Consider the following 23,331-nt stretch of genomic DNA (forward strand, 5'->3'; position numbering starts at 1 on the left):
ACCCCCTGCCCGACTCACAAGACTGCGATCAGGTTCGAAAGCCGGTCGCCTCTCCCCGCAATTCATCGGCGAGCCGCTCCAACGCCTGACCAGCAGACTCCAGCTGAGTCATCCCAGCGCTGGACTGATGCGCGGCATCGCTGATCGCCACGACGCCCTTGCTGATCTCGCTCGCAACCGCCGTCTGTTCCTCGGCGGCGCTGGCGATCTGAGTCATGGTTGCGGTGATGGCGTCGACCGCCTCGGTGATCTCTTCCAGCGACCGACCCGCCTTGGTCGCCGCTTCCATCGATGACTCGGCACTGTCGCGACTGCGCGCCATCTGCTCGCCCGCCTGATGCGTCGTGCTCTGCAACTGGACCACCATGTCCTCGATTTCGAGCGCCGATGCCTGGGTACGCCGGGCCAAGGTACGCACCTCGTCGGCGACGACGGCGAATCCCCGACCCTGCTCGCCGGCGCGCGCCGCCTCGATCGCGGCATTGAGCGCCAGCAGATTGGTCTGGGCCGTCACGCCCTGAATGACATCCAGGATCTTGCCGATCGTGCCCGCATGCGTCTCCAGAGCGACGATGGTCTCGGCCACGGCACCGATATGCTCGACCGTCACCGACATGGAGTCGATAGTGTCCTGAACCGATTCGCGTCCCTGTCCGGCCAGATCCTTGGAGCGCTCGGCCGATTCTGCGGCCGAAGCCGTATTGGCGGCCACCTCGACCGCCGTGGCCGTCATCTCATGCATGGCGGTAGCCACTTGATCCGTTTCCTGGTTCTGCCGGTGCGCCGTCTCGCGCGCTTCCTGCAGACTGTCGGCCATCTGTTGCGCCGAGCCGGACAGCGTCACGGCGGATCCACCGACACGCTCGACCAGCCCCCTCAGACGATCGACCATGCGGTCGAAGTCCTTGGCGATGTCGCCGATCTCGTTAGGAATATCGAGCGAGGTCGCCTGAGACAGATCCGATTGATGCAGGATCTGCTGCATGGCGGCATGCAAATGCCCGAGCTGGCCGGTGATGGAGCGGTAGAAGACCCAGCCCAACAGCACGACGACCAAAATGGCCCCTCCCGACAGGAGTCCGAACAGCAACATCGACTGCCGATAGATCCCATGGGCGTACTCGCTTTCGTCATGCGCCACGCTCAACTGAAGATCCACTAGCTCGGTCAGCTTGTCGCTGATCGGATCGATCACAGCGTAGAGCGGTCCATCGAAATCGTTCAGCTGACCGCTGATTCGCCCTTGCTTCCCTCGCAAATGGACGACCAACCGTTGGATCATGGCGTCCGCATCATCGAAGAGCTTCCGGGCTTCGTCTACGAGGCGCATCTCATCGGCCGTGAGATCCGACTTGAGATAGGCACTCCAGCGTTCGCGAATCAGAGACTGCGCCTCCTCGACACGATTCAGCGCCTCTTGCGCCGTGAAGCGACCCGCATTGGCCTTGTTGACCGCATCGATCACATCGACCGCATAGTCGTCGGCGATCCCCTTCAACTCCTTCAGCGGCACCACCCGATCGAGGTAGATGCGATCCACCCCCGCATTGACCTGCCCCAGAAGGTGCAGTGTGACACCGCCGATCAGCAACATCGCGAAGCTGGGAACCAAGGCCATCGTGGCAAGCTTGGCGCTGATCTTCGCGTTATCGATCCATTTCATGATTCACTCTCTTTCGGTCGGTCATCACTCGTGACACGACCCTTGATGAAGCAGAGCGAATCGGCACTGAATCCAGCATTCCCCCTCTGCTCCGAAACAGCGATCCCGCACCGCTAGAAGCCCAGAGTGCGCCAGACGCTGAGACGGAACCGCCAACCAAAAATTCGCCCCGATGCGGCACGACCCATTGATGGAAACAATCGGACCGCAATCGGAAACGAAACTCCAACCATGTGCTTTACAAAAACTGCGAACGCAACCTCGGCATGCCTAAGAAGGGAACCGCTCGGGATCGTTCAAGGCGCCCAATAGAAGGACTGCTCCGTCGCCCTGCCTTCGCGCACCGTCACCTCGCGGGTCTGGGATTGCCCCGCATTATCGACCGTTAGCCGATAACGTCCAGGCGCCAGGCTCGCATAGAACCAGGGCCCCTGTGAGACGGCCGTCAGCAGCGTCGGCCCAGAGGCATCGTCGATGCGCACCTTGACGTCGGCCAGATATTCGCCCGAGCCCTGTATCGCAAACAACAGACGTAGATTGAACTTGGACTTGAGCTCCTGCATCTCCTCGCGGCCCGAGGCGCCGATCCCTCCGCTGATATAGGGCACGCCCGACGCCACCTCCGGCTCCTCGGGCGCAGCCGGGGCGCTCGGTGCCTGGGCTGGAGCCGCCTCGGGAGCAGCCGTCTTGGGCAGAATGGCACCACCGGGCAGGATGGTCCCCGCCGGCAGGGTCACGGCGTCCTGCAACACGGTTCCATCCGGCAGCACGGCATCCTCCGGGATGCGGCTGCCCTCGGGCATGCGGGTACCCGGCGGGGCGATCGCCCATTCGGCCGGGCTCGATTCGACCGCCCTCGGCTCGGGACGCCTCTCGCCAGCCGGATCCTGAGCCCAGACGGCCTGAGCGCCGATCATCAAAAGGGGTAACAGCAAACACATCCGACCCTGTCGAGTCATCGTCGACCTCCAGTACAGACCTCAACGGCCCTGCGAAAATGAATGAGAGACAGCGACCAGCGGGAATTTTTGCACGCGGGGCGGCGCGGAGACAGACCGCAAGCCACAACCGCCGGACGGGCCGAGGCCAGGCTACCGTCAGCCACCCGCATCCTCCTTGTCCGAGACATCGGACACCGCCGACGCGGCGGCCAAACCGGCGCTCCAGCGGCTCGGAAACTGGCTTTCGATGACACCCGAGCGGTGCATCACGGCGATCCCCAGGATATGGCCACGATAGCGAACCATCACCTGCCCCGGCGTGCAGGATGCCCATTGCTCGGGCGTAGGCGCAAAGGTCTCGCGACGCAGATAGGCATCGCGCTGCGGCCGTGAGAGATCCAGAATGAACTGACCCACATCGCGCCCGAACAGCATGGCCCCACCCGTGGTGGGCTTGGGCGGACGGGCGTTGGTGCGGTGGAAGAAGAGCCCGCTTCCGGCCGCCGGCGGCTGAGCGGGCGGCGCATGATCGGCCGCCATCAGATGCAGACCTCGGCGGGTCTGGCGGTTCACGCGATAGGCGCTCCAATAGTCGTCGGACAACCCGAACTTGAAGGACAGACCGGCAAGCCACTCGGCACTGTCGGCCGTGTCCATCGGAGCCAGAACCGGTTCCGGCTCGGCAGGCGCCGAGGCATCCTTTTCCAACACGGCGATGAAGAACCCGCCGCTGTCGTTGTGATGGGGCCAGAAGCGCAGACAGCGCCCGAGTTCGGGCGACAGCTCGCGCCCCTCCCAGACACGGATTCCAGGGCTCGCGATCCAGCCGGGAACCGAGACCGGCAGCAGACGCAGCATCCCGGGAAACTCGGCCAGGATGTCGGCCACCACCAGCTCGTTCTCCTCCGGCGCGAAGGTGCAGGTCGAATAGAGGATCCGTCCGCCGGGCCGGCAGCGCTGGACCGCCTTGCGCAGCAAACCGCGCTGGCGCGGCCCGAGCCGCTGCGCGTTCGACAGATCGAGCCGCGCCAGCAGCGATGGATTGCGTCTCAGGGTCCCCTCGCTGGAACAGGGCGCATCCACCAGAATGCGATCGAACTGTCCGCTCGCCGTCGGCCAGTTGGCGGCGTCGCGACAGGTGGTGGTGACGTTGACCACGCCCAGCCGATCGAGATTGCCCTGCAGCGCCTTGATGCGCGCATAGGCGATGTCGTTGGCAACGAGGGTGCCCCGGTTGTCGAGCCCGAAAGCGATCTGCGCGGTCTTGCCACCGGGCGCCGCGCACATATCCAGCACCCGCTGTCCGGGTTTGAGATCGAGCAGTAGCGCCGGAAGCTGAGACACAGACTCCTGGGCGTGGGCCAGACCCGCGCAATACCACCAGCGCTGGCCTGTCTTCACCCCAGGGGCCAAGGACAACGCCCGTGGCAGATTCGGCTGAGGGACCGACTCGATACCGTCCTCGGCCAACAGCAAGCCAAGCGCCTCTGGCGTGATCCGGGTCGGATTGGCCCAGACGCAGGTCGGCAACGCACGCCCCAGCGCGGCGGCGAAGGCATCCCAATCGTCCACCAGATCGCGATAACGTGCCAGGAGCGAATCGGCGATCGCGTCCGGGGTGCACAGGGATGCCTCACTGTTGCGGGCGGTTCTCTTCAATTGCGTCATGATTCAGCCTGATAAAGAGCGATCGGCCGCCAGCAAACCGTTGACGGCCCTATTTTGGAACGATTGAAGCTGAAGGCTGGCGGCTGAAAGCTGGCAGCAGGAGGCTGACCGCTCCTTCACCCCTTCCCCCCGCGACGACGATCCAATCGCGCAACGAACTCGGCAATCAGCTGCGAATAGAGCTGGTCGCCCAGGATCTTGTCCTCGACGTCGGCGTCCAGGCTCGGATTGTCGTTGACCTCGATCACCACCGGCCCGGCGGGCGTCTCCTTGAGATCCACGCCGTAGAGACCGTCACCGATCAGATCGGCCGCGCGCAGGGCCGTCTTGAGCACCGCCGGCGGAACCGACTCGAGCGCAAGCGTCTCGAACCCGCCCTCCTCGTGTCCGCCGTCGGCCTCGTGCTTGACGATCTGCCAGTGATCGCGGGTCATCAGGTATTTGCAGGCATAGAAGGGCTTGCGGCCGAGCACACCGATACGCCAATCGAACGGGGTATAGAGATATTCCTGGGCCAGGATCAGATCCGACTCCTTGAACAGTTTGGTCGCGATTCGGGTCAGACCGGGGCGGTCCTCGGCCTTGAAAACGCCGCGCGAGAAGGAGCCTTCTGGGATCTTGAGCACCACCGGATAGCCGATCTGCGCCTCGGCATCGAGCAGGTTCTCCTTGCGCAGCACCAGTGTCTTGGGACGCGGAATACGGTGCGCGGCGAGCAGTTCGGCCAGATAGACCTTGTTGGTGCAGCGCAGGATGGAATCCGGATCGTCGATCACCACCAGCCCCTCGCTGTCCGCCTTCTTGGCAAACCGGAAGGTGTGATGGCCAATGCGCGTGGTCTCGCGGATGAAGAGCGCATCGTACTCGGCGAGACGACTGTAGTCCTTGCGCTGGATGAGCTCGACATTGACGCCCAGCGCCTTGCCGGCCTTGACGAAGCGGGTGAGCGCCTTGGCGTCGGAGGGCGGCAGATCCTCGTCCGGATCGTAGAGAATGGCGAGATCGTAGCGATAGGACAAACGCGCGCGCGGCTGGCGCCAGCGCCGCGACAGATAGACCTCCATGGCTGCGAACAACTGCGCCTCGCCCTCGGGCGCCACCGAGGTCAACGGCAGCGCCTTGATGGCGCCGATGCGCCAGGTGCCGTTCAGCCTGAACTCCACCTTGAGGAGCGGACAGCGAAAGGTCTCGAAGATACGCCTGGCCAGCGATTGCAGCTCCTTGACATCGCAGTGACCGAAGCAAATGGTCAGCTCATAGGCGGTCGGAACCAGCGCGTTCGTCTTACGCCGCGCCAGCAACCGCTGGGCGAGCGCGTCCAGCTCCTCCGTGGCCAGGGTATAGAGCTCGCGACTGGAGAGTTCCTGCATGGTGCGCACGCTCGGGATCACCTTGTGACCACGCGCCTCGGCCAGCAGCGAACAATAGTAGCCAACCGAGAGATAGCGGTAGCTGCGGCACAGATTGATGACCCGCAGATCGCGCTTCGCCGCCAGTTCGCCGCCGGCCAGATAGTCCCGCGCCGTCACCACGGGCATGTTTGGATAGCCGGGCTTCCAGTCGCCCTGCTGTTCCACCAAAAGAATGTGCTCAGCCATCCTGGTCGATTCCCGCGCGCTCCTGAACCAGGACGACGGCCTGCAGCCCGACCCGACCGTAGCGGGCCATGCGGGTGAATTCGTCGCGTTGAATGGGCATGTCGATGGAATCCAGCGTGGACTCTCCGTTCTCGTAGTCGACGTAGGGATCGTGGACATAGACGAAGTGCTCGTCAAAGCCGGTGACCACGACCCAATGAGGAAATTTTTCCTGATAGATACGGTAGGAACTGATGAGCACCAGAGGCACGGCACCGGCGTCCCAGCGCGCCTGGAGGTCCTCGATGCCGAGCGTCTCGTAATTGATTGGGATCCCGAGCCCGCCCGCCTCGGCCAGCATGTCCTCGTGGACCAGGCGCATCACCTCTTTCTTCTCGGGGCTGCGTACCGAATCCACCAACGGCACCCCGATGTCGTTGACGAAGAGGTCGACCACGAAACCGCGATGATGGGCCGCCAACGCCAGCCCGAGCGGACCGCAGCCGCCATGTCCCGAGGTCATGAAGATGGTGGTCGACTCGCGCCAGATGCGCAGTTCGAGCGTGCGATTGAGCTCGAGCGAGGGACGCAGCGCCTGCATCGCCATCATCAGCGATGAGGGACCACAGGTGAAATCCAGGGTCTGCTCGTAGAAGGGCACCCGTTTCAGATCGGCCTGCAGACCGGGCGAGAGCGTCTTCTCGTAGCGCAACGCCTCCATGTGGTCCTCGTAATAGTCCGAGAGGACCCCGAAGCGCCGGTAACCGGCCCCCTCGAACAGGGCCTGAGAGGCCAGATTGTCGCGCCGGATCTCCAGTCGCAGATAGGCGCGATCCTCCTCCCAGGCGACATCCTCGGCGGCCGTCACCAGCATCCGACCGACGCCCCGTCCGCGCGCCTGGGCGGCAACCGCAATCGAGTAGATGCGGGCCACCGAGGTGGCGCGGCTGAACAGCAGCAGGACGTAGCCGAGCAGCAGGCCGTCGAGTTCGACCACCAGGGTTCTGGCCCGACCGCGCGTGAGCAGATAGCGGAACTGACGCCGATTGATGCGGTCGGTCTCGAAACAGGCATTTTCAAGCCGCAGCAGGGCGCCCAAATCGCTCAGGACGGCTGGACGAACAGAGGGCGCTGGAGGATTCAATGAGACGAATGCGGTCGTGGAAGGGGTCGACACTGGCGACGGATCGGACAGAGGGATAAGCTGAGATCAATCTACAGAGCGCCCGCAAAAATGCAAGCCGGACGCGCGCACGATGCGCGCCTGCTCAGTAGCCCACCAAACGCACTGCCCCTTCGCCGAGACCCAGACCGCCATGACCACAGAGGCTCCAACGCTCACCCGCATGCTCGCCGAACTCGTCGGCACACTCTCGGTGAGCAGCGTCACACCGGATTTCGACCACAGCAACCGACCGCTGATCGATCTGCTCGCCGGCTGGCTGGAGTCGGCTGGATTTCGGGTCGAGATCCTTCCGATCCCGGGTCATCCGGATAAATTCAATCTCCTCGGCACCATGGGCACCGGCCCCGGCGGACTGGTGCTGTCTGGGCACACGGACACCGTCCCCTTCGACGCGCCGCTCTGGACCCATGACCCGCTCAAGCTGACCGAGGCGGACGGACGCTATTACGGGCTCGGCATCACCGACATGAAGTCCTTCTTCGCCCTCGCCCTGGAGGCGGCGCGGGGACTGGCGGCGCACGATCTGGACCGACCGCTGATGATCCTGGCCACGGCCGACGAGGAGTCGGCCATGAATGGCGCGCGCGCACTGGCGGACGCGGGACGTCCGCTCGGACGCTACGCCGTCATCGGCGAACCCACCGGACTGCGTCCGGTGCGTCTGCACAAGGGCGTCATGGGCGAGGCGGTGCGCCTGATCGGGCGCAGCGGGCACGCGAGCGACCCGAGCCTGGGCAACAATGCACTGGAGGGCATGCACGAGGTGCTCGGCGCAGTCCTGACCTGGCGCGACGCGTTGCAGCGCGAACACCATCATCCAGCCTTCAAGGTGCCCTACCCGACCATCAATCTGGGCCACATCCACGGCGGCGACAACCCGAACCGCATCTGCGGCGAGTGCGAGCTGCATCTCGACCTGCGGGTGCTGCCGGGACTGGATCCAGCCGATTTGCGCGCCGAACTGAAGCAACGCGTCGCCCAGGTGGGAGAGCAGCGTGGCCTGCAATGGTCGGTCGCCCCACTGTTCGAGGCCATCCCGCCCGCCGAGACCCCGGCCGACTCGACCATCGTGCGCGTCTGCGAGGAGCTGACCGGACACGCGGCCGAATCGGTCAGCTTCGGCACCGAAGCGCCCTTCCTCAATCAGCTTGGGATGGAGACCCTGGTGCTCGGACCAGGCGACATCGCCCAGGCCCATCAGCCGGACGAGTATCTGTCGCTTGAGCGTATCGATCCCATGCTCGGCATCCTGCGATCGCTGATCCAGCGGCTCTGTCTACGCCCGAACTGAAACCGCGCGCACCGGAAACGCTCGACCGAACGCGAAAGCGTGGCGGCCTGTCGCACAGACATCGCCCGCTCACTCAATGCATCAGGAGGATGCCCATGTCCATCATCTATGTCGATCTGATCGACGCCTGTCACATGAAATGCCCCACCTGCGTCCGGGGCACCCGATTGCTGCCGAACAGTTCGCGCCGAATCCCGATGGAGCAGTTCGAACGTATCGTCGAAAAGGCCAAACACGAGGGTTACGAAAACGTCGGTCTCTACAACTGGACCGAACCCTTTCTCAATGCCCGGATCGCCGACTACATCCGAGTGGTCAAATCGCTCGGCCTCCATTGCGAAGTCTCGACCACCCTCTCCTTTCGCGGGCGCACCGCGCTGATCGAGGAGTCGCTGAGGGCCGGGCTGAACAAGCTGATCGTCTCGGTCTCCGGCTTTACCCAGGAGATCCACCAGATCAACCACCGAGGCGGCGATCTCGCCATGGTGAAGGCCAACCTGGAACACATATCCCAGCTCATGGCCCAAGAGCCGATCAAGACCCAGATCCTGCTGCGCTTCCTGCGATTCGATCACAACCGGGAACAGGAACCCTTGGTCGCAGACTATGCGCAATGGCTGGGATTCGCTTTCGAACCGCTCCAGGGTGTCGGAACGGCGGACAACCCTGTCAGCAACTATGCCCATCAAGAAAGCTTCCTGAAGCGGCTGCGGGACTATTCGCCGGCCAGGCTCCAGATGCACGACGGCGAGGTCTGCCCCTTGATCATGGATACAGTCGCGGTGGACGCCAACGGCATGGTCTCGCTCTGCTGCGCCAATCCCAACTACCCGGCGCTCGAAATCGGCCCCTATCTCGATCTCACCCGCGATGAAATCCTCGTCAGACGCTATGCGCACCCGCTGTGCCCGAGCTGCACCTTCCCGCGACGGGACGCGACCACAGCGGATCGCAAACGCCTGCTGCACGCACTGAGCGTCCGGTTGAAGGCACCCCAGGAAACGGAATCTCCCGAAGCATCCCCAGAAGACCGCTCGGACATCTCGACCGATCTCGGGACGAATGGCATGCTAGATGACATCAAGGGGCGTCTGAAGCGCTGGCGCGCGTTCGGCTAGACGACGGCGCCGATCACAACCGATCGAATAGGTCATCCAATGCGCTGGGAAGACGGTCGCCGTAGCGACAACATTGAGGACCGACGGGACGAGGGCTTCAGCGGCCGACCCTCGGGTTTCGGACCACGGCTCGGCATTCGCGGAGGAGTCGGCGGCATCCTCGTGGTGGTGGTTCTGCTCCTACTCGGGGTCGATCCGAGCCAGCTGCTGTCGCAACTCGACCGGCTGCCCATCGACACCACGCCGAGCAGTCATCAAACGACACCGCCTGCCGCTAGCCATCCGGCCGGTCAGGACCAGCTCGCCGACTTCGTCTCGGTCGTGCTGGCCGACACGGAGGACACCTGGACTCAGGTTTTCCGCGAGCATGGCAAGGGCTACAGCGATCCGCACCTGGTTCTCTTCAGCGGCGCGACCCGCTCGGCCTGCGGACTCGGACAGGCGGCCATGGGACCCTTCTATTGTCCGGCCGACCGCAAGGTCTATATCGACCTGTCCTTCTACGACGACCTGCGCGAGCGCTTCGGCGCGCCGGGCGATTTCGCCCAGGCCTATGTCATCGCTCACGAGGTCGGCCATCACGTCCAGAACCTGCTCGGCATCTCGACCAAGGTGCATAACGCCCAGCAGAAGGCCAGCCGAACCCAGGCCAACGCGCTCTCCGTCCGGCTGGAGCTCCAAGCCGACTGTTTCGCCGGTCTCTGGGCGCACCGCGCCCATGTCTCGCGCGACATCCTGGAGCCCGGCGACCTCGAAGAGGGACTGCGAGCCGCCTCCGCCATCGGCGACGACCGGCTCCAACGTCAGTCGCAGGGCCGAGTCACACCCGACAGCTTCACCCACGGCAGCTCGACGCAGCGCGTGCGCTGGTTCAAGCGCGGATTCCAGGACGGCGACATCGGCGCATGCGACACCTTCTCCGCCAAGCAGCTTTGATTGGATCGCGGCGGCCCGACGCGAAGGAGCCCGGAGGCAGCGCAGCGAAACCCGAGGAAGACAGCAGGAGACCAACCTTGGTGCAACAGCCCTCGGCGCTTCGCACACAAATAGGGCAATAGCACAGCGCTTGGCACTAATCTGGGGCTTAAAACAACCTAGAAATGTCAAGAATCACGGCTCGGAGGACCAGGGCACAAGCGCCACATGAAGATGGCATAACCTCTGCTTAAGACGCATTCGAACGAGCGCTTGAATCCACCCATCAGGAGATATGCGTCTATGTCGAAAAGCAGGCTTCGCGTCTCTGCCGCAGCATTGGCTGCCGCACTCTCGATCGGCCTCTCGTCGGTCGCCTCGGCTGCCGACACCATCAAGGTCGGCATCCTCCATTCGCTCTCGGGCACCATGGCGATCAGCGAGACCACGCTGAAGGACACCATGCTGATGCTCATCGACGAGCAGAACAAGAAGGGCGGTCTGCTCGGCAAGAAGCTCGAACCCGTCGTCGTGGATCCAGCCTCAAACTGGCCGCTGTTCGCCGAGAAGGCGCGCGAACTGCTGGAGAAGGACAAGGTCGCAGCGGTCTTCGGCTGCTGGACCTCGGTCTCGCGCAAGTCGGTGCTGCCGGTGTTCGAGGAGCTGGATGGCCTGCTCTTCTATCCGGTGCAGTACGAAGGCGAGGAGTCCTCGAAGAACGTCTTCTACACCGGCGCCGCGCCCAACCAGCAGGCAATCCCGGCGGTCGACTATCTGATGAACGACCTGGGCGTGGAACGCTGGGTCCTGGCGGGCACGGACTATGTCTATCCGCGCACCACCAACAAGATCCTGGAGGCCTACCTCAAGGCCAAGGGCGTCAAGGACGCGGACATCATGATCAACTACACGCCCTTCGGTCATTCCGACTGGCAGAGCATCGTCTCGGACATCAAGAAGTTCGGCGCCACCGGCAAGAAGACCGCCGTGGTCTCGACCATCAACGGCGACGCCAACGTGCCCTTCTACAAGGAGCTGGGCAACCAGGGCATCTCGTCCGAGGACATCCCGGTGGTCGCCTTCTCGGTGGGCGAAGAGGAGCTTTCGGGCATCGACACCAAGCCGCTGGTCGGCCATCTTGCGGCCTGGAACTACTTCATGAGCGTCGATACGCCCGAGAACGAGGCATTCATCGACACCTGGCATGACTTCATCAAGGACGACAACCGCGTCACCAACGACCCCATGGAGGCCCATTACATCGGCTTCAATCTGTGGGTGAAGGCGGTCGAGAAGGCCGGCAGCACCGATCCAGACAAGGTCGCCGAGGCCATCATCGGGCTGGAGACGCCCAACCTGACCGGCGGCAAGGCGGTGATGCTCAAGAACCATCACATCACCAAGCCGGTGCTGATCGGCGAGATCCAGGACGACGGCCAGTTCGCCGTGGTCTGGGAGACCGAGAAAGAGGTGCCCGGCGACGCCTGGTCCGACTATCTGCCGGGCAGCAAGGACATCGTCGCCGACTGGACGCCGCCCATCTCCTGCGGCAACTACAACACCGTCACCAAGAAGTGCTCCGGTCAGAACTACTGATCGCGAAGCACGACCAACCCGAATCCGGCCGACCGGCCGGATCGGGACGGACCGAGTCACGGGTCGCGCTTTCATGCAACGAGCGTGTCCCTGGGTGGGCTGGCGCCGGTTCTCCGCCCGGCGTCTAGCTCCTCAAAAAACCCCGTACCCAAACGTATTCATGAATCGCGCCCCTTCGATCTGGACGCGGTTCGAGGGCCCGCCATGCCAGTCAGATGTCTCAGCCGTACCGGTCTGCGAGCCAGGCTGATCGCCGCCCTCCTGCTGATCGCACTGATGCCGGGCGCATTCGCCGATCCAGGCGACTTCCAGCAGGGCGCGGCGCTGATCGCCGAGAACAGATTCGCCAACCTCGAAGACGGCGTGGCGCTGGTTGCCGCGAGCGGCGACCCCAAGGCGCGCCAACTGCTGCTGGCGCTGCAGGGAAGCGATCTCTATCTGCGCAAGTCCGATCGGACGCTCGTCATCGCCGCCAAGGGGGCGGATGGCTACGACCTCACCGACCCGCTGACTGGCGAGTCGGCTGGAACCGCCGCCTCCAAGCGCGAACTCAAGCGCATCCGCATCAACAACCGACTGCGCTCCCAGCTGAGCGCGGCCATCGCCGGCCTCGACCTCTCGCATCAGGATCCCGCCGTCAGGCTGTCCGGCGTCAACGAGATGCTCGCCAACCTGGACGACGACGGACTCAAGCTGCTGCGCGAGCGCATCCAGGTCGAGACGGACACCGAAGTGCGCGAGGCGATGACCACCGCGATCGCCCTGGGCGATCTCGACAGCGCGGACCCCGAGGTGCGGCTGCAATCGCTCGACGTCCTGCAAGGCAACCTGCATCCGGCGGTGCGCGGAGCCATCCGGCGGTTGATCGAAACCGATGCCGATCCCGAGGTCCTCAAGAGCGCCCAGCGGGTCCAGGACAGCATCGAGTTCAAGCTCGAACTCTACAGCCTGGCCGAAACGCTCTTCTTCGGCCTGAGCCTGGGCTCGGTGCTGGTGCTGGCAGCGATCGGGCTGGCCATCACCTTCGGCGTCATGGGGGTCATCAACATGGCCCACGGCGAGCTGATCATGCTCGGCGCCTACACGACCTATCTCGTCCAGCAGCTGATGCCGGGGCACATCGGGCTCGCGCTCCTGCTGGCGATTCCGGCGGCCTTCATGGTCTCGGGGGCGGTCGGCATCCTCATCGAGCGCGGCGTCATCCGCTTCCTCTACGGCCGACCGCTGGAGACCCTGCTCGCCACCTTCGGTATCAGCCTGATCCTGCAGCAGCTGGTGCGCACCCTCATCTCGCCCCAAAACGTACCGGTCGCCAATCCGGATTGGATGTCCGGCTCCTGGCAGATCAACAGCGTCCTGTCCCTGACCATGAACCGCATGGTCATCATCGCCTTCTGTCTCATCGTCTTCAGCGCGCTCTATCTGGTGATGCGCAAAACGGCGCTGGGGCTGCAGGTGCGCGCGGTCTCGCAGAACCGCGCCATGGCACGCGCCATGGGGGTACGCTCGGCGCGGGTGGATGCGCTGACCTTCGGACTCGGCTCCGGCATCGCCGGCGTGGCGGGCGTGGCGCTCAGCCAGCTCACCAACGTCGGCCCCAATCTCGGGCAGACCTACATCATCGACTCCTTCATGGTGGTGGTCTTCGGCGGAGTCGGGAATCTCTGGGGAACACTGGTGGCAGGCATGTCGCTCGGCGTCGTCAACAAGATCCTCGAACCCTGGGCCGGGGCCGTGCTGGCCAAGATCCTGGTCTTGGTCTTCATCATCCTCTTCATCCAAAAACGCCCGCGCGGACTCTTCCCGCAGAAGGGCCGGGCGGCGGAGGGCTGATCCGTCATGCGATCCGACATCCAAACGGGCAGGCTCCAGCTCGATCGCGGCGGTCAGATCTTTCTGATCCTGCTAGCGGTCACGACCCTCCTGGTCCCGATCCTCAACCTGGCCGTCCCGACGGACAGCCCGCTGCACGTCTCCACCTTCACGGTGACCCTGCTCGGCAAGTATCTGACCTATGCCCTGCTCGCCGTCGCCGTCGATCTGGTGTGGGGCTATCTCGGCATCCTGAGCCTGGGGCACGGCGCCTTTTTCGCCCTCGGCGGCTATGCCATGGGCATGTATCTGATGCGCCAGATCGGCGACCGCGGCGTCTACGGCAACCCGGATCTACCCGACTTCATGGTGTTCCTCAACTGGCACGAGCTGCCCTGGTTCTGGCACGGCTTCGACCAATTCTGGTTCTCCGCGCTCATGGTGGTGCTGGTGCCCGGCGTCCTGGCCTTCGTCTTCGGCTGGCTCACCTTCCGCTCGCGCGTCACCGGGGTCTATCTGTCCATCATCACCCAGGCACTGACCTACGCCCTGATGCTGGCCTTCTTCCGCAACGAGATGGGCTTCGGCGGCAACAACGGCCTGACCGACTTCAAGGACCTGCTGGGATTCGATCTGCAATCGGACGCGACCCGGATCGGGCTCTTCATCGCCAGTGCACTGGCGCTCGCTGGCGGCTATCTGGCCTGCCGCTATCTGGTCAACTCCAAGCTGGGACGGGTCGCCGTCGCCATCCGCGACGCCGAGAGCCGCACCCGCTTCATCGGCTACCGGGTCGAGCAGGTGAAGCTCTGGATCTTCGCCTTCTCCGCCGTGCTCGCCGGGATCGCCGGGGCGCTCTACGTGCCCCAGGTCGGCATCATCAACCCTGGCGAGTTCTCGCCGCTCAACTCGATCGAGATCGTGGTCTGGGTCGCCATCGGCGGGCGCGCCACGCTCTACGGCGCGGTGCTCGGCGCATTGCTGGTCAACTACGGCAAGACCTATCTCACCGGGGTCATGCCGGACGCCTGGCTGTTCGCCCTCGGCGGACTCTTCGTCCTGGTCACGCTCTTCCTGCCCCAGGGCATCGCCGGCCTGCTGCGCCGCAAGGGGGCTGCCGCATGAAGACGCTCGACACCCTGCGCACCACCATGCGCCGCGACCAGGTCTGGGACTTCATGCGTCCCAAACAGGGGCTAGAGCTGGACATGAGTCACGGCACCATCCTCTACCTGGAGGACATCTCGGTCACCTTCGACGGCTTCCGCGCCATCGACCATCTCAACCTCTACATCGACGCGGGCGAGCTGCGCTGCATCATCGGGCCGAACGGCGCCGGCAAGACCACCATGATGGACATCATCACCGGCAAGACGCGGCCCGACACCGGCACCGCCTGGTTCGGCCAGACCATCGACCTGCTGCGTCTGTCCGAGCCCGAGATCGCCAGCCTCGGCATCGGGCGCAAGTTCCAGAAGCCCACGGTCTTCGAGCCGCTCTCGGTGATGGAGAACCTGGAATTGGCCATGGCCGCCGACAAACGCGTCTGGCCAACCCTGAGGGCGCGTCTGACAGCGGAACAGCGAACCCGCATCGACGAGGTACTGGAGACCATCGGTCTGCAGAAGCACCGCGCCCAGCGCGCGGGCGCACTGTCGCACGGTCAGAAGCAGTGGCTAGAGATCGGCATGCTGCTGATGCAGGATCCCTATCTGCTGCTGGTCGACGAACCGGTCGCCGGCATGACCCACCAGGAGATGGATCGCACCGCCGAACTGCTGAAATCCCTCGCCGGCAAACACTCGGTCGTGGTCGTGGAGCACGACATGGACTTCGTGCGCTCCATCGCCAACAAGGTCACCGTGCTCCACCAGGGCAGCGTGCTCGCCGAAGGGACCATGGACGAGGTCCAGAACGACCCGCGCGTGATCGAAGTCTACCTGGGCGGCTAGACGTAGGGCGCAATAGCGAAGCGTATTGCGCCGGATGGAGATACCGCCATCGCCGAACGAATTCGGCCAACATCAGAGGACAGGGATGGCGCCTCACATGCGTACCGATGGAGCGAATTCCTCTCGGCGCAATACGCTTCACCGAAGAGCGATGTCGCAAGGGAATTGCCACCATCGGCACACAGCGTTTCCGAGAATCAACAGAGACCCGGCAGGCCATGCTGAGCATTCAAGCAATCAACCAATTCTACGGCGAGAGCCACACGCTCTGGGATCTCGACCTGGAGGTTCCCGAGGGCCAATGCACCTGCATCATGGGCCGTAACGGGGTCGGCAAGACGACCCTGCTCCAGTGCATCATGGGGCTGCTGCCGGTCGCCTCCGGCCGCATGGACTATCTGGGCCAGAATCTGCTCAGACAATCGGCGGAGAAACGCGCCGGACTCGGCATCGGCTATGTCCCCCAGGGACGCCAGATCTTCCCCTTGCTGACGGTCGAGGAAAACCTGCGCATCGGTCTGCCGGCACGCCCGGACGGCAAGCGCCAGATCCCCGACGCCGTCTTCGCGCTCTTTCCCGTGCTGAAGGAGATGCTCGGACGACGCGGCGGCGACCTCTCGGGCGGTCAGCAGCAACAGCTCGCTATCGGCCGCGCGCTCGTGATCGATCCCAAGCTCCTGATCCTCGACGAGCCCACCGAGGGCATCCAGCCCAATATCGTGCAGGAGATCGGCGACATCGTCCGCAAACTCAATCGCGAGATGGGCCTGACCGTCATCCTGGTGGAGCAGAAGCTGCCGTTCGCGCGTCGCGTCGCGGATCGATTCTGCATCCTCGACCGGGGTCACGCGGTGGCGACCGGCGGCATCGACCAGCTCGACGAGACCCTGGTGCGTGAATATCTGACCGTTTGACCAGCCGCGCGCTCAGGGCGCCGAGCGCCCCGAATCCCAGCTGGACGCATCGAAACCCAGCTTCTCCGCGACGAGTCGATCCATGGTTGGCAGCGCGCTCCATTTCATCCGCTGAGAGGCCGGTGCCGGCGACTTGCCGGTCCAGCTGGCGGGGTCCCATCCGAGCACCGTCCACAACGCCTGCTCGTCCGGGGTGAGATCGAACCAGGCGAACCCATGCCAGAAGGCATTCACTTCGCCGGTCGGCTGACGGATACCCGGATCGCCCGCCGACACGCGGCCAGGCACGCCCGAGGCGATCAGAAAACCGATCAGGCAGGCTGCGATCAAGGGTGAAAAAGACGCGCGATGCCGCACAACGGATTGCAGCCCCACAACGGATTTCATGAGTTCAACGGACTTCATGTTCGTCACCTTCTCGAAGAAAGAGGAAACACCAGGGGCCGGACGCTTGCGAACGGCCGTCCCGGATCAGGACGGATCGCTCCGGTCCTGCGCCAAGGCATCCCTGGACGACAGTCGGCGCATCATCGCCTTCATGGGAGATCCGTCCCACTCCGGATGCTGGCGCATCAGCGCCTTCCCGGCCTTGATGCTGCGCAGGATCGCCCAGGGCGAGGGGATACGCGGGATATAGGCCAGCTCCCAACGGATGCCGGTTGCGTCGACGAAGAAGACTGCATAGTAGCCGGGCGCATAGATCGGATACTCGGCCGGAGCCTCGGTGACGGTCACATCCTCCCGCAGCAGGAATTCGGCATGGAAGCGGTCGACCTCGCGGCGGTTGCGCGCCCAGAGCGCGACATGGTGGATCCCGGTGGATTGATCCTCGTGATTCAGGCGCTCGCCGCCGCGTGCCGGCTGAATGCCGATATAGCTGTGCGGCATGGGAAAACGCGCCATGTAGTAGGTGGAGCGGTATCCGATGTCCAGCGTCCAGAAGCTGGTGTATCCCAGCCAGCCGAACATGCGGTCATAGAAGGCGACCGACCGCTCATAGTCCAGGACGGACAACTCGACATGGTGGAGTCCTCGAAATCGCATACAAGACCTCCCTGAGTGAATCGATGGGAACTAAGGCCCTCATCTTGACAGAGGCCGATTGCCGAACCAAGACGCAAGCGGCCCGGCGTTCAGGGCCGATTCACTCGGGGTCGATTCCCAGGATCCACGACACCATTTGGTCGCTACGTGCGTCCCTAACGGGTTCGCCACAGCATTCATGCGACCGCGTTCGCGTCCGGTCCGACCACATCCAGCCCCTCGGAGCCGCCCATGACCGACACCTCCAAACCGACAGGTTCATCGACCGGCCTCGGGCTCTATCTCGGCGTCCTGCAGTTCCTGCTGCTGCTCACCTGGACCGTCTATGCACTCTATCTGCCCGGACTGCTGGAGTCGGTCGGCATCGCACGTCGCTGGACCGGCTGGATCCTGCTCGCCGACCAGGCGCTCTTCGCCTGCTTCGACATCGCCTTTGGCTTCCTGGCGGACCGGGCCTTCCGGCTCTATGCCCGGATCGGGCCCTGGGTGCTGGCGTTCACGGCGATCTCCTGCGCCGCCTTCCTCGCCCTGCCGCTGCTGCCCGGAGCGGGTGTGAGCCCCGCGCTCTTCCTCTGCGTCACCGCGATTTGGGTCCTGACCTCGTCGGCGCTGCGCTCACCGCTGTTCGCCCTGCTCGCGCGTCACGCCGCAACGCCCGCCGTTCCTCGACTCGCCGGACTGGCCCTGCTCGGCATGGGGCTGGCCGCAGCCGTCTCGCCCTATCTGGGCACGCTGCTGGCCGCCCAGGATCCGCGCCTGCCCTTCGCCATCTCCAGCCTGACCCTGCTCGCCGTCTGCTCGGGCATCCTGGTCGCCGAACGCCACGCCCCGGCCACGGCCGCGACCGAGACGGCACCTCCACGCCGTCTTCCCGCCTGGGGTTGGCTGCCGGCGCTGCTGCTCGCCGCGCTCGCCTTCCAGATCGGGTTCTTCATCAATGCCGGTCCACGCTATCTGCGCGAAGTCGACCCCAGCGCCCTGCCCTGGCTGATGCCCACCTTCTGGGTAACCTTCAGCCTGCTGGTCTTCATCGCCGGACGGCTCGGCGCGCGCTGGGGCGCGCCCCGGATCTTCATCCTCGGCTGCCTGACCGGCGCGGCCGGTCTGGCCCTAACGACGCTCGACGGACTCGGCGCGGCGATCGGCGGCTATGCGCTCGCGGGGCTCGGCTGGGGCTGCGCACTGCCGAGCGCCTTCGGTCTGGCTGCCGAATCCGGACGTCCGGGACGGACCGCAACCTTCACCGGACTGCTCTTCGCCACGCTGGCCGTAGCCGCCTTCCTGCGCATCGGAATCAATTTGAGCGGCTGGCCGAGCCGAGAGAATCTGACATCCCTGCTAACGACCGGCCCGGCCCTGTTCTGGCTGCTGGGCGGACTCCTGGTCCTGGTACTGATCCGGCTGGTACGCACCCGACACCTGAAGACCGACTCGATGCATGCCTGACACGTCTGGAGACGATCGGACCAGACCTCTTGACCATCCCAGGCATTGTGCAGACCATCGGAACCAGGCAATCGCAATCATCACATAAAGGCCGACAACCGCCCGTGACGTATTTATACACGCTCGCCCTGCAACGGCGCTTCCCTCGGTCAGTTAGCACTTCCATGGGAACGCTTCCCCGTTGCTCCTGCCACACCTTTCTCACACCCTTCGTCGCCTATCCAGACACTCGGTCTTGGACCAATGTATGATCAAGGCCTGGGAAGGCGATGGCTATCGTCTGCCTGATTTCGTCGCAGGGCGGTTTAGTGAACGGTTGTGGAGCCCCATCTTTCTAAATTCCTTCATTCAACAGTTCCAGGAGCAAATATGCGTACTACCATAACTGTGCTTGCTGCCTTATTGCTTGGGTCGGCCGTCACTTCCACGCATGCTGGGTTAGTCGGGCCGGCCGCTGCTTACAATGCGTTTGTTTTTGGTGACTTCACCAGCTCAGGCACTGATGCGGTAGGTAATTTAGCGGCAGGCGGTAATGTGAGCCTGAAGAGTTATAGCGTCGCATCCGGTATTTCCGGCAGTTCTGCCCGCCTGGTGGCAGGCGGTACTGTAACTGCAACGTATGGCGGGGTCGGCGCTGGCCAAAACGGTACTATTTATGCCGGTGGCACCACTGAATTGACTGACTTTACTGCTAAAGGCGGTGTTCAAACGCAAAATTTGGTGGACTTCGGTGGTGCGGAGAGCCAATATAAAAAACTGTCAACAAGTTTGGGAGCATTAGCTGCGAACGGTTCAAGCAGTGTTATTTATGGTAGTCTTAACTTGACCGGCACCAATACTGACCTGAATATCTTCTCGGTCAGCGGTAATGATTTGACCAACACTAACAGCATCTATATTGATGCTGCTGCGGGTTCGACCGTTTTGATCAACGTCACCGGTTCTGGTCAGGTTTTCCAGAATGGCCAAGTGTTTTTGACAGGTGTTGATTCGGCTAATGTCATTTATAATTTTAGCGATGCCGAGACATTGAGTCTAAAGGGTAGCAAAAACCCATTGGGCACCGTATTTGCCCCCTTTGCCGACGTGACGGGTTCTGGTGCCTTAGACGGTCAATTGATTGCGAAATCCTTTAACGGGAACACTGAATTCCATAATGTTTCATTTGAAGGAAATCTAACCACCGTCCCGATACCTGCAGCCGTTTGGTTATTCGGCTCCGCACTTGGCCTGGTTGGCGGTATAGCGAGAGCAGGCGGAAGACCGAAGCGTGAGGCCCGTTAGTCCCGCGGGTTCCGAGGACAGTTTTCGTAATTCGCTAGCCGGAACCTGTTGGGTAGGCTGGAAGATAGGCAAGGATTTTAGCGGCAAAGGATTGATCGACCGATGGCGAGACTTCCGAGAGTCGTGGTTCCTGAACTCCCTCATCATGGGACACAGCGCGGCGACCGACGGCAGCAGACCTTCTTGTGCGATGACGACTATGCGAGTACCAGCGTCTGCTGTCGTCGTCCTGCCGAGCTTGTGGCACGGGCGTCCTCGCTTAGGCGAACTCCGGAAATGACCTTACCCAAATGGCGCGGGTCGGCAGGATGGGCAAAGTACGCACGCGGGGCTTGAGCGTCACCTCGGCACTGGACGGACGTGCCCATCCTGCAAAGCGCTGAGTAGTGATGATGGGCACGCCCCTCGACCCTCGGCACTCCGAAAGAGGCGCATCGCCAAGGCTTTGCCCATCCTACGGGATCGGAACTGGGGGTCTGTTATATGCCGGAAATCACCTTACTGCCTCATGCCGAATCATGTTCACCTGATTTTGGTGCCAGCCGATGAACTCGGGCTGCGTGATGTGCTGGGCGAGGCGCACCGTCGGTACAACCCGTAGGATCAACTTTCGAGAAGGCTGGCGCGGACACCTTTGGCAAGAGCGCGTCCATTCGTTCGTCATGGACGAGCGACATCTGCTCGCTGCCGCCAGGTATGTGGAGCGCAATCCCGTGCGTGCACGGCTCGCTGGCCGGCCAGAAGACTGGCGATGGTGCAGCAGGCGTTGACGATGCGCTCGTGAGCGTCGAGCCACTGCTAGAACTGGTCACTGACTGGGACCGATTCATCGGCGAGCCCGATGCCTCGAAGATCGCCGATCTGCTGCACGCCCATGCCAGCTCGGGCCGCCCGCTCGGTCCAGATTCCTTCGTCGAGAAACTCGAGCGACGCCTCAAGCCCCAGAAGTCCGGACCCAAGCCTCGGAAGCGGGATGAATGCACACGGGGCCCTTTTGAGCCTGGAGAGGACGATTAAGTGAACTGTCTCCGGAACTGACTGACATCCCTGCTAACGACCGGCCCGGCCCTGTTCTGGCTGCTGGGCGGACTCCTGGTCCTGGTACTGATCCGGCTGGTACGCACCCGACGCCTGAAGACCGACTCGATGCATGCCTGACACGTCTGGAGACGATCGGACCAGACCTCTTGACCATCCCAGGCATTGTGCAGACCATCGGAACCAGGCAATCGCAATCACCCAAAAGGCCGACAACCGCCCGTGACGTACCGGCTCAGCATGACCCCCAGTCCAATCGCAGAGGCAACGTCAGATCCGACCCCGGAAGGCGACGGAACGACCCTGGGTTGGCAGGCCAGTCTCTCGCTCGGGTTCGCCCGACGCGGCGCGCGCACGGTTCTCGCCGAGCGGCGCGCGCGCGGTCCGCTCACGGTGCAGCGGCCCTTCTATCCGGAAGGGGATGTCTGTCATCTCTATCTGCTCCACCCGCCGGGCGGATTGGTCGGCGGCGATCGGCTGGAGGTCGAGGTGGATCTGGCGCCCGAATCCTCGGCCATGATCACCACGCCCGGCGCGGCCAAGTTCTATCGCAGCCTGGGGCCGCGCGCGGAACAGCATCAGACCCTGCGCGTTCGGGACGCCTGTCTGGAATGGCTGCCCCAGGAGAACATCCTCTTCCCCGGCTGCCACGCACTCCTGAACACCCGGATCGAACTGCAGGGCGCGGCGCGATTCATCGGCTGGGAGATCCAGTGTCTCGGTCTGCCGAGCAATGGGGAACGGATGGATCCCGGCCGTGCCAGCCTACACTTGCGTATCGAACGCGACGGACGTCCGCTGCTCTGGGATCGGCTGAACATCGAGGATGCGAACGACCTGGACGGCCCCAGCGGTCTGCGCGGCATGCCCGTCACCGCAACCCTGATCGCAACCGGCGCCGACGACGACGTCCTGAGACTGGCCCGAGAAACCCTGGTGCCGGACCCGGACACACTGATCGGCATCACCCGCATTGAGGACCTGCTGATCGTGCGCGCACTGGGGCTCGCCAGCGACCGGGTCCGCAACCGACTGACCGCCATCTGGGCAGGCATTCGCCAGCCGCTGCTCGGCCGCCCGGCCCAGGCGCCGCGCATCTGGGCCACCTGACACAGTACGAGGATCGACCATGGAACTGACCCCACGCGAGAAAGACAAGCTGCTGCTCTTCACCGCCGCCCTGCTCGCCGAGCGACGCAAGGACCGGGGCGTGAAGCTCAACTACCCGGAGGCCGTCGCCTTCATCAGCGCCGCCATCCTGGAGGGCGCCCGCGACGGCCAGAGCGTCGCCGAGGTCATGGACTACGGCCGCACCCTGCTGACACGCGAAGACGTCATGGATGGCGTGCCGGAGATGGTCCAGGAGGTCCAGGTCGAGGCGACCTTCCCCGACGGCACCAAGCTGGTGACCGTGCACGAGCCGATCGTCTGACGCCTTTCTAACCGCCAAGACGCGAAGCGCGCAAAGGACTTTCCGGGATGATCCCTCGCACGGGTATAGCCGGCATGCTGAACCCCTCTTCGCGTCCTTTGCGCCTTTGCGGTTCGACTCATCGAACTCAGCTCCAGTGGAGACAACCATGATTCCAGGCGAAGTCATCGCCGCGCCCGGCGAGATCGAGATCAACGCCGGACGCGACACCATCATGCTGCGCGTCGAGAACAGCGGCGACCGGCCGATCCAGGTCGGCTCGCACTATCACTTCTACGAGACCAACCCGGCGCTTCAATTCGACCGCAAACAGGCACGCGGCTACCGGCTGAACATCCCGGCGGGCACGGCGGTGCGCTTCGAGCCCGGCCAGGGCCGGGACGTCGAACTCGTCGCCTATGCCGGGGACCGCGCCGTCTACGGCTTCAACGCCAAGGTCATGGGCGCCCTTTAG

At 63.7% G+C, this 23,331-nt stretch carries 21 protein-coding genes; 14 read left to right on the forward strand and 7 right to left on the reverse strand.

Annotation, left to right across the window (positions count from 1 at the left end):
* Window positions 1-28: 28 nt before the first annotated feature.
* From THIDRDRAFT_RS11030 to THIDRDRAFT_RS11050, 5 genes are all read right to left on the reverse strand, one after another.
* The gene (locus tag THIDRDRAFT_RS11030) at window positions 29-1,663 is read right to left on the reverse strand and encodes a methyl-accepting chemotaxis protein (RefSeq protein ID WP_007040920.1); all 1,635 of its coding nucleotides are present in this window, start codon (window positions 1,661-1,663) and stop codon (window positions 29-31) included.
* A gap of 296 nt (window positions 1,664-1,959) precedes the next feature.
* The gene (locus tag THIDRDRAFT_RS11035; protein ID WP_007040921.1) at window positions 1,960-2,622 is read right to left on the reverse strand and encodes a carboxypeptidase-like regulatory domain-containing protein; all 663 of its coding nucleotides are present in this window, start codon (window positions 2,620-2,622) and stop codon (window positions 1,960-1,962) included.
* Window positions 2,623-2,760: 138 nt separating this feature from the next.
* Window positions 2,761-4,272, reverse strand: a complete 1,512-nt coding sequence (locus tag THIDRDRAFT_RS23770; protein ID WP_007040922.1) for an RsmB/NOP family class I SAM-dependent RNA methyltransferase — start codon at window positions 4,270-4,272, stop codon at window positions 2,761-2,763.
* Between the two features lie 116 nt (window positions 4,273-4,388).
* Entirely contained in the window at window positions 4,389-5,870 is a 1,482-nt protein-coding gene (locus THIDRDRAFT_RS11045) for a RimK family alpha-L-glutamate ligase (protein WP_007040923.1), read from the reverse strand.
* Window positions 5,863-7,026 carry a GNAT family N-acetyltransferase/peptidase C39 family protein gene (locus THIDRDRAFT_RS11050; RefSeq protein ID WP_007040924.1) on the reverse strand — a complete coding sequence of 388 codons (1,164 nt, stop codon included), beginning with the start codon at window positions 7,024-7,026 and terminating at the stop codon, window positions 5,863-5,865. Before THIDRDRAFT_RS11050 ends, THIDRDRAFT_RS11045 begins: the two co-directional genes overlap by 8 nt.
* A 139-nt stretch (window positions 7,027-7,165) precedes the next feature.
* On the opposite strand from THIDRDRAFT_RS11050, the gene argE reads away from it, so the two are divergent.
* From argE to urtE, 8 genes are all read left to right on the forward strand, one after another.
* The gene (gene argE / locus THIDRDRAFT_RS11055; protein WP_040844624.1) at window positions 7,166-8,326 is read left to right on the forward strand and encodes an acetylornithine deacetylase; all 1,161 of its coding nucleotides are present in this window, start codon (window positions 7,166-7,168) and stop codon (window positions 8,324-8,326) included.
* Between the two features lie 95 nt (window positions 8,327-8,421).
* Window positions 8,422-9,444: a radical SAM protein gene (locus THIDRDRAFT_RS11060; RefSeq protein WP_007040926.1), complete on the forward strand. Its 1,023-nt coding sequence runs from the start codon at window positions 8,422-8,424 to the stop codon at window positions 9,442-9,444.
* A gap of 39 nt (window positions 9,445-9,483) precedes the next feature.
* Window positions 9,484-10,380, forward strand: coding sequence for a KPN_02809 family neutral zinc metallopeptidase (gene ypfJ, locus THIDRDRAFT_RS11065; protein WP_007040927.1), 897 nt, complete (start codon window positions 9,484-9,486; stop codon window positions 10,378-10,380).
* 282 nt (window positions 10,381-10,662) lie between these two features.
* Window positions 10,663-11,955, forward strand: coding sequence for an urea ABC transporter substrate-binding protein (gene urtA / locus THIDRDRAFT_RS11070; protein WP_007040928.1), 1,293 nt, complete (start codon window positions 10,663-10,665; stop codon window positions 11,953-11,955).
* Between the two features lie 204 nt (window positions 11,956-12,159).
* Window positions 12,160-13,788, forward strand: a complete 1,629-nt coding sequence (gene urtB / locus THIDRDRAFT_RS11075) for an urea ABC transporter permease subunit UrtB (RefSeq protein WP_007040929.1) — start codon at window positions 12,160-12,162, stop codon at window positions 13,786-13,788.
* A 6-nt stretch (window positions 13,789-13,794) separates the two neighbouring features.
* Complete coding sequence (gene urtC, locus THIDRDRAFT_RS11080) at window positions 13,795-14,892, forward strand: urea ABC transporter permease subunit UrtC (protein WP_007040930.1); 1,098 nt, start codon at window positions 13,795-13,797, stop codon at window positions 14,890-14,892.
* A complete protein-coding gene (gene urtD / locus THIDRDRAFT_RS11085) occupies window positions 14,889-15,719 on the forward strand; it encodes an urea ABC transporter ATP-binding protein UrtD (RefSeq protein WP_007040931.1) in 831 nt (276 codons plus the stop codon). The genes urtC and urtD overlap by 4 nt, the downstream gene beginning before the upstream one ends.
* A 218-nt stretch (window positions 15,720-15,937) precedes the next feature.
* Window positions 15,938-16,633, forward strand: coding sequence for an urea ABC transporter ATP-binding subunit UrtE (gene urtE / locus THIDRDRAFT_RS11090; protein WP_007040932.1), 696 nt, complete (start codon window positions 15,938-15,940; stop codon window positions 16,631-16,633).
* A 12-nt stretch (window positions 16,634-16,645) separates the two neighbouring features.
* Here the strand turns inward: urtE and THIDRDRAFT_RS11095 are convergent, their stop codons facing one another.
* Together THIDRDRAFT_RS11095 and THIDRDRAFT_RS11100 are read right to left on the reverse strand one after the other, a co-directional pair.
* Window positions 16,646-17,038: a hypothetical protein gene (locus THIDRDRAFT_RS11095; RefSeq protein WP_007040933.1), complete on the reverse strand. Its 393-nt coding sequence runs from the start codon at window positions 17,036-17,038 to the stop codon at window positions 16,646-16,648.
* Window positions 17,039-17,104: 66 nt separating this feature from the next.
* Window positions 17,105-17,677 carry a VOC family protein gene (locus THIDRDRAFT_RS11100; RefSeq protein ID WP_007040934.1) on the reverse strand — a complete coding sequence of 191 codons (573 nt, stop codon included), beginning with the start codon at window positions 17,675-17,677 and terminating at the stop codon, window positions 17,105-17,107.
* A gap of 231 nt (window positions 17,678-17,908) precedes the next feature.
* Between THIDRDRAFT_RS11100 and THIDRDRAFT_RS11105 the strand changes: the two genes are divergently transcribed.
* From THIDRDRAFT_RS11105 to THIDRDRAFT_RS11125, 6 genes are all read left to right on the forward strand, one after another.
* The gene (locus tag THIDRDRAFT_RS11105; RefSeq protein WP_007040935.1) at window positions 17,909-19,123 is read left to right on the forward strand and encodes an MFS transporter; all 1,215 of its coding nucleotides are present in this window, start codon (window positions 17,909-17,911) and stop codon (window positions 19,121-19,123) included.
* A 369-nt stretch (window positions 19,124-19,492) separates the two neighbouring features.
* Window positions 19,493-20,407: a choice-of-anchor A family protein gene (locus tag THIDRDRAFT_RS24540; RefSeq protein WP_007040937.1), complete on the forward strand. Its 915-nt coding sequence runs from the start codon at window positions 19,493-19,495 to the stop codon at window positions 20,405-20,407.
* Window positions 20,408-21,187: 780 nt separating this feature from the next.
* A complete protein-coding gene (locus THIDRDRAFT_RS26720; RefSeq protein WP_245535828.1) occupies window positions 21,188-21,424 on the forward strand; it encodes a hypothetical protein in 237 nt (78 codons plus the stop codon).
* A 261-nt stretch (window positions 21,425-21,685) separates the two neighbouring features.
* Window positions 21,686-22,555 (forward strand): urease accessory protein UreD, encoded by an 870-nt coding sequence (locus THIDRDRAFT_RS11115; RefSeq protein WP_007040939.1) that lies wholly within the window; start codon window positions 21,686-21,688, stop codon window positions 22,553-22,555.
* Between the two features lie 19 nt (window positions 22,556-22,574).
* Window positions 22,575-22,877 (forward strand): urease subunit gamma, encoded by a 303-nt coding sequence (gene ureA, locus THIDRDRAFT_RS11120; protein WP_007040940.1) that lies wholly within the window; start codon window positions 22,575-22,577, stop codon window positions 22,875-22,877.
* A gap of 148 nt (window positions 22,878-23,025) precedes the next feature.
* Entirely contained in the window at window positions 23,026-23,331 is a 306-nt protein-coding gene (locus THIDRDRAFT_RS11125) for an urease subunit beta (protein WP_007040941.1), read from the forward strand.

The sequence above is a fragment of the Thiorhodococcus drewsii AZ1 genome (genome assembly GCF_000224065.1).
Lineage (GTDB): Bacteria > Pseudomonadota > Gammaproteobacteria > Chromatiales > Chromatiaceae > Imhoffiella > Imhoffiella drewsii.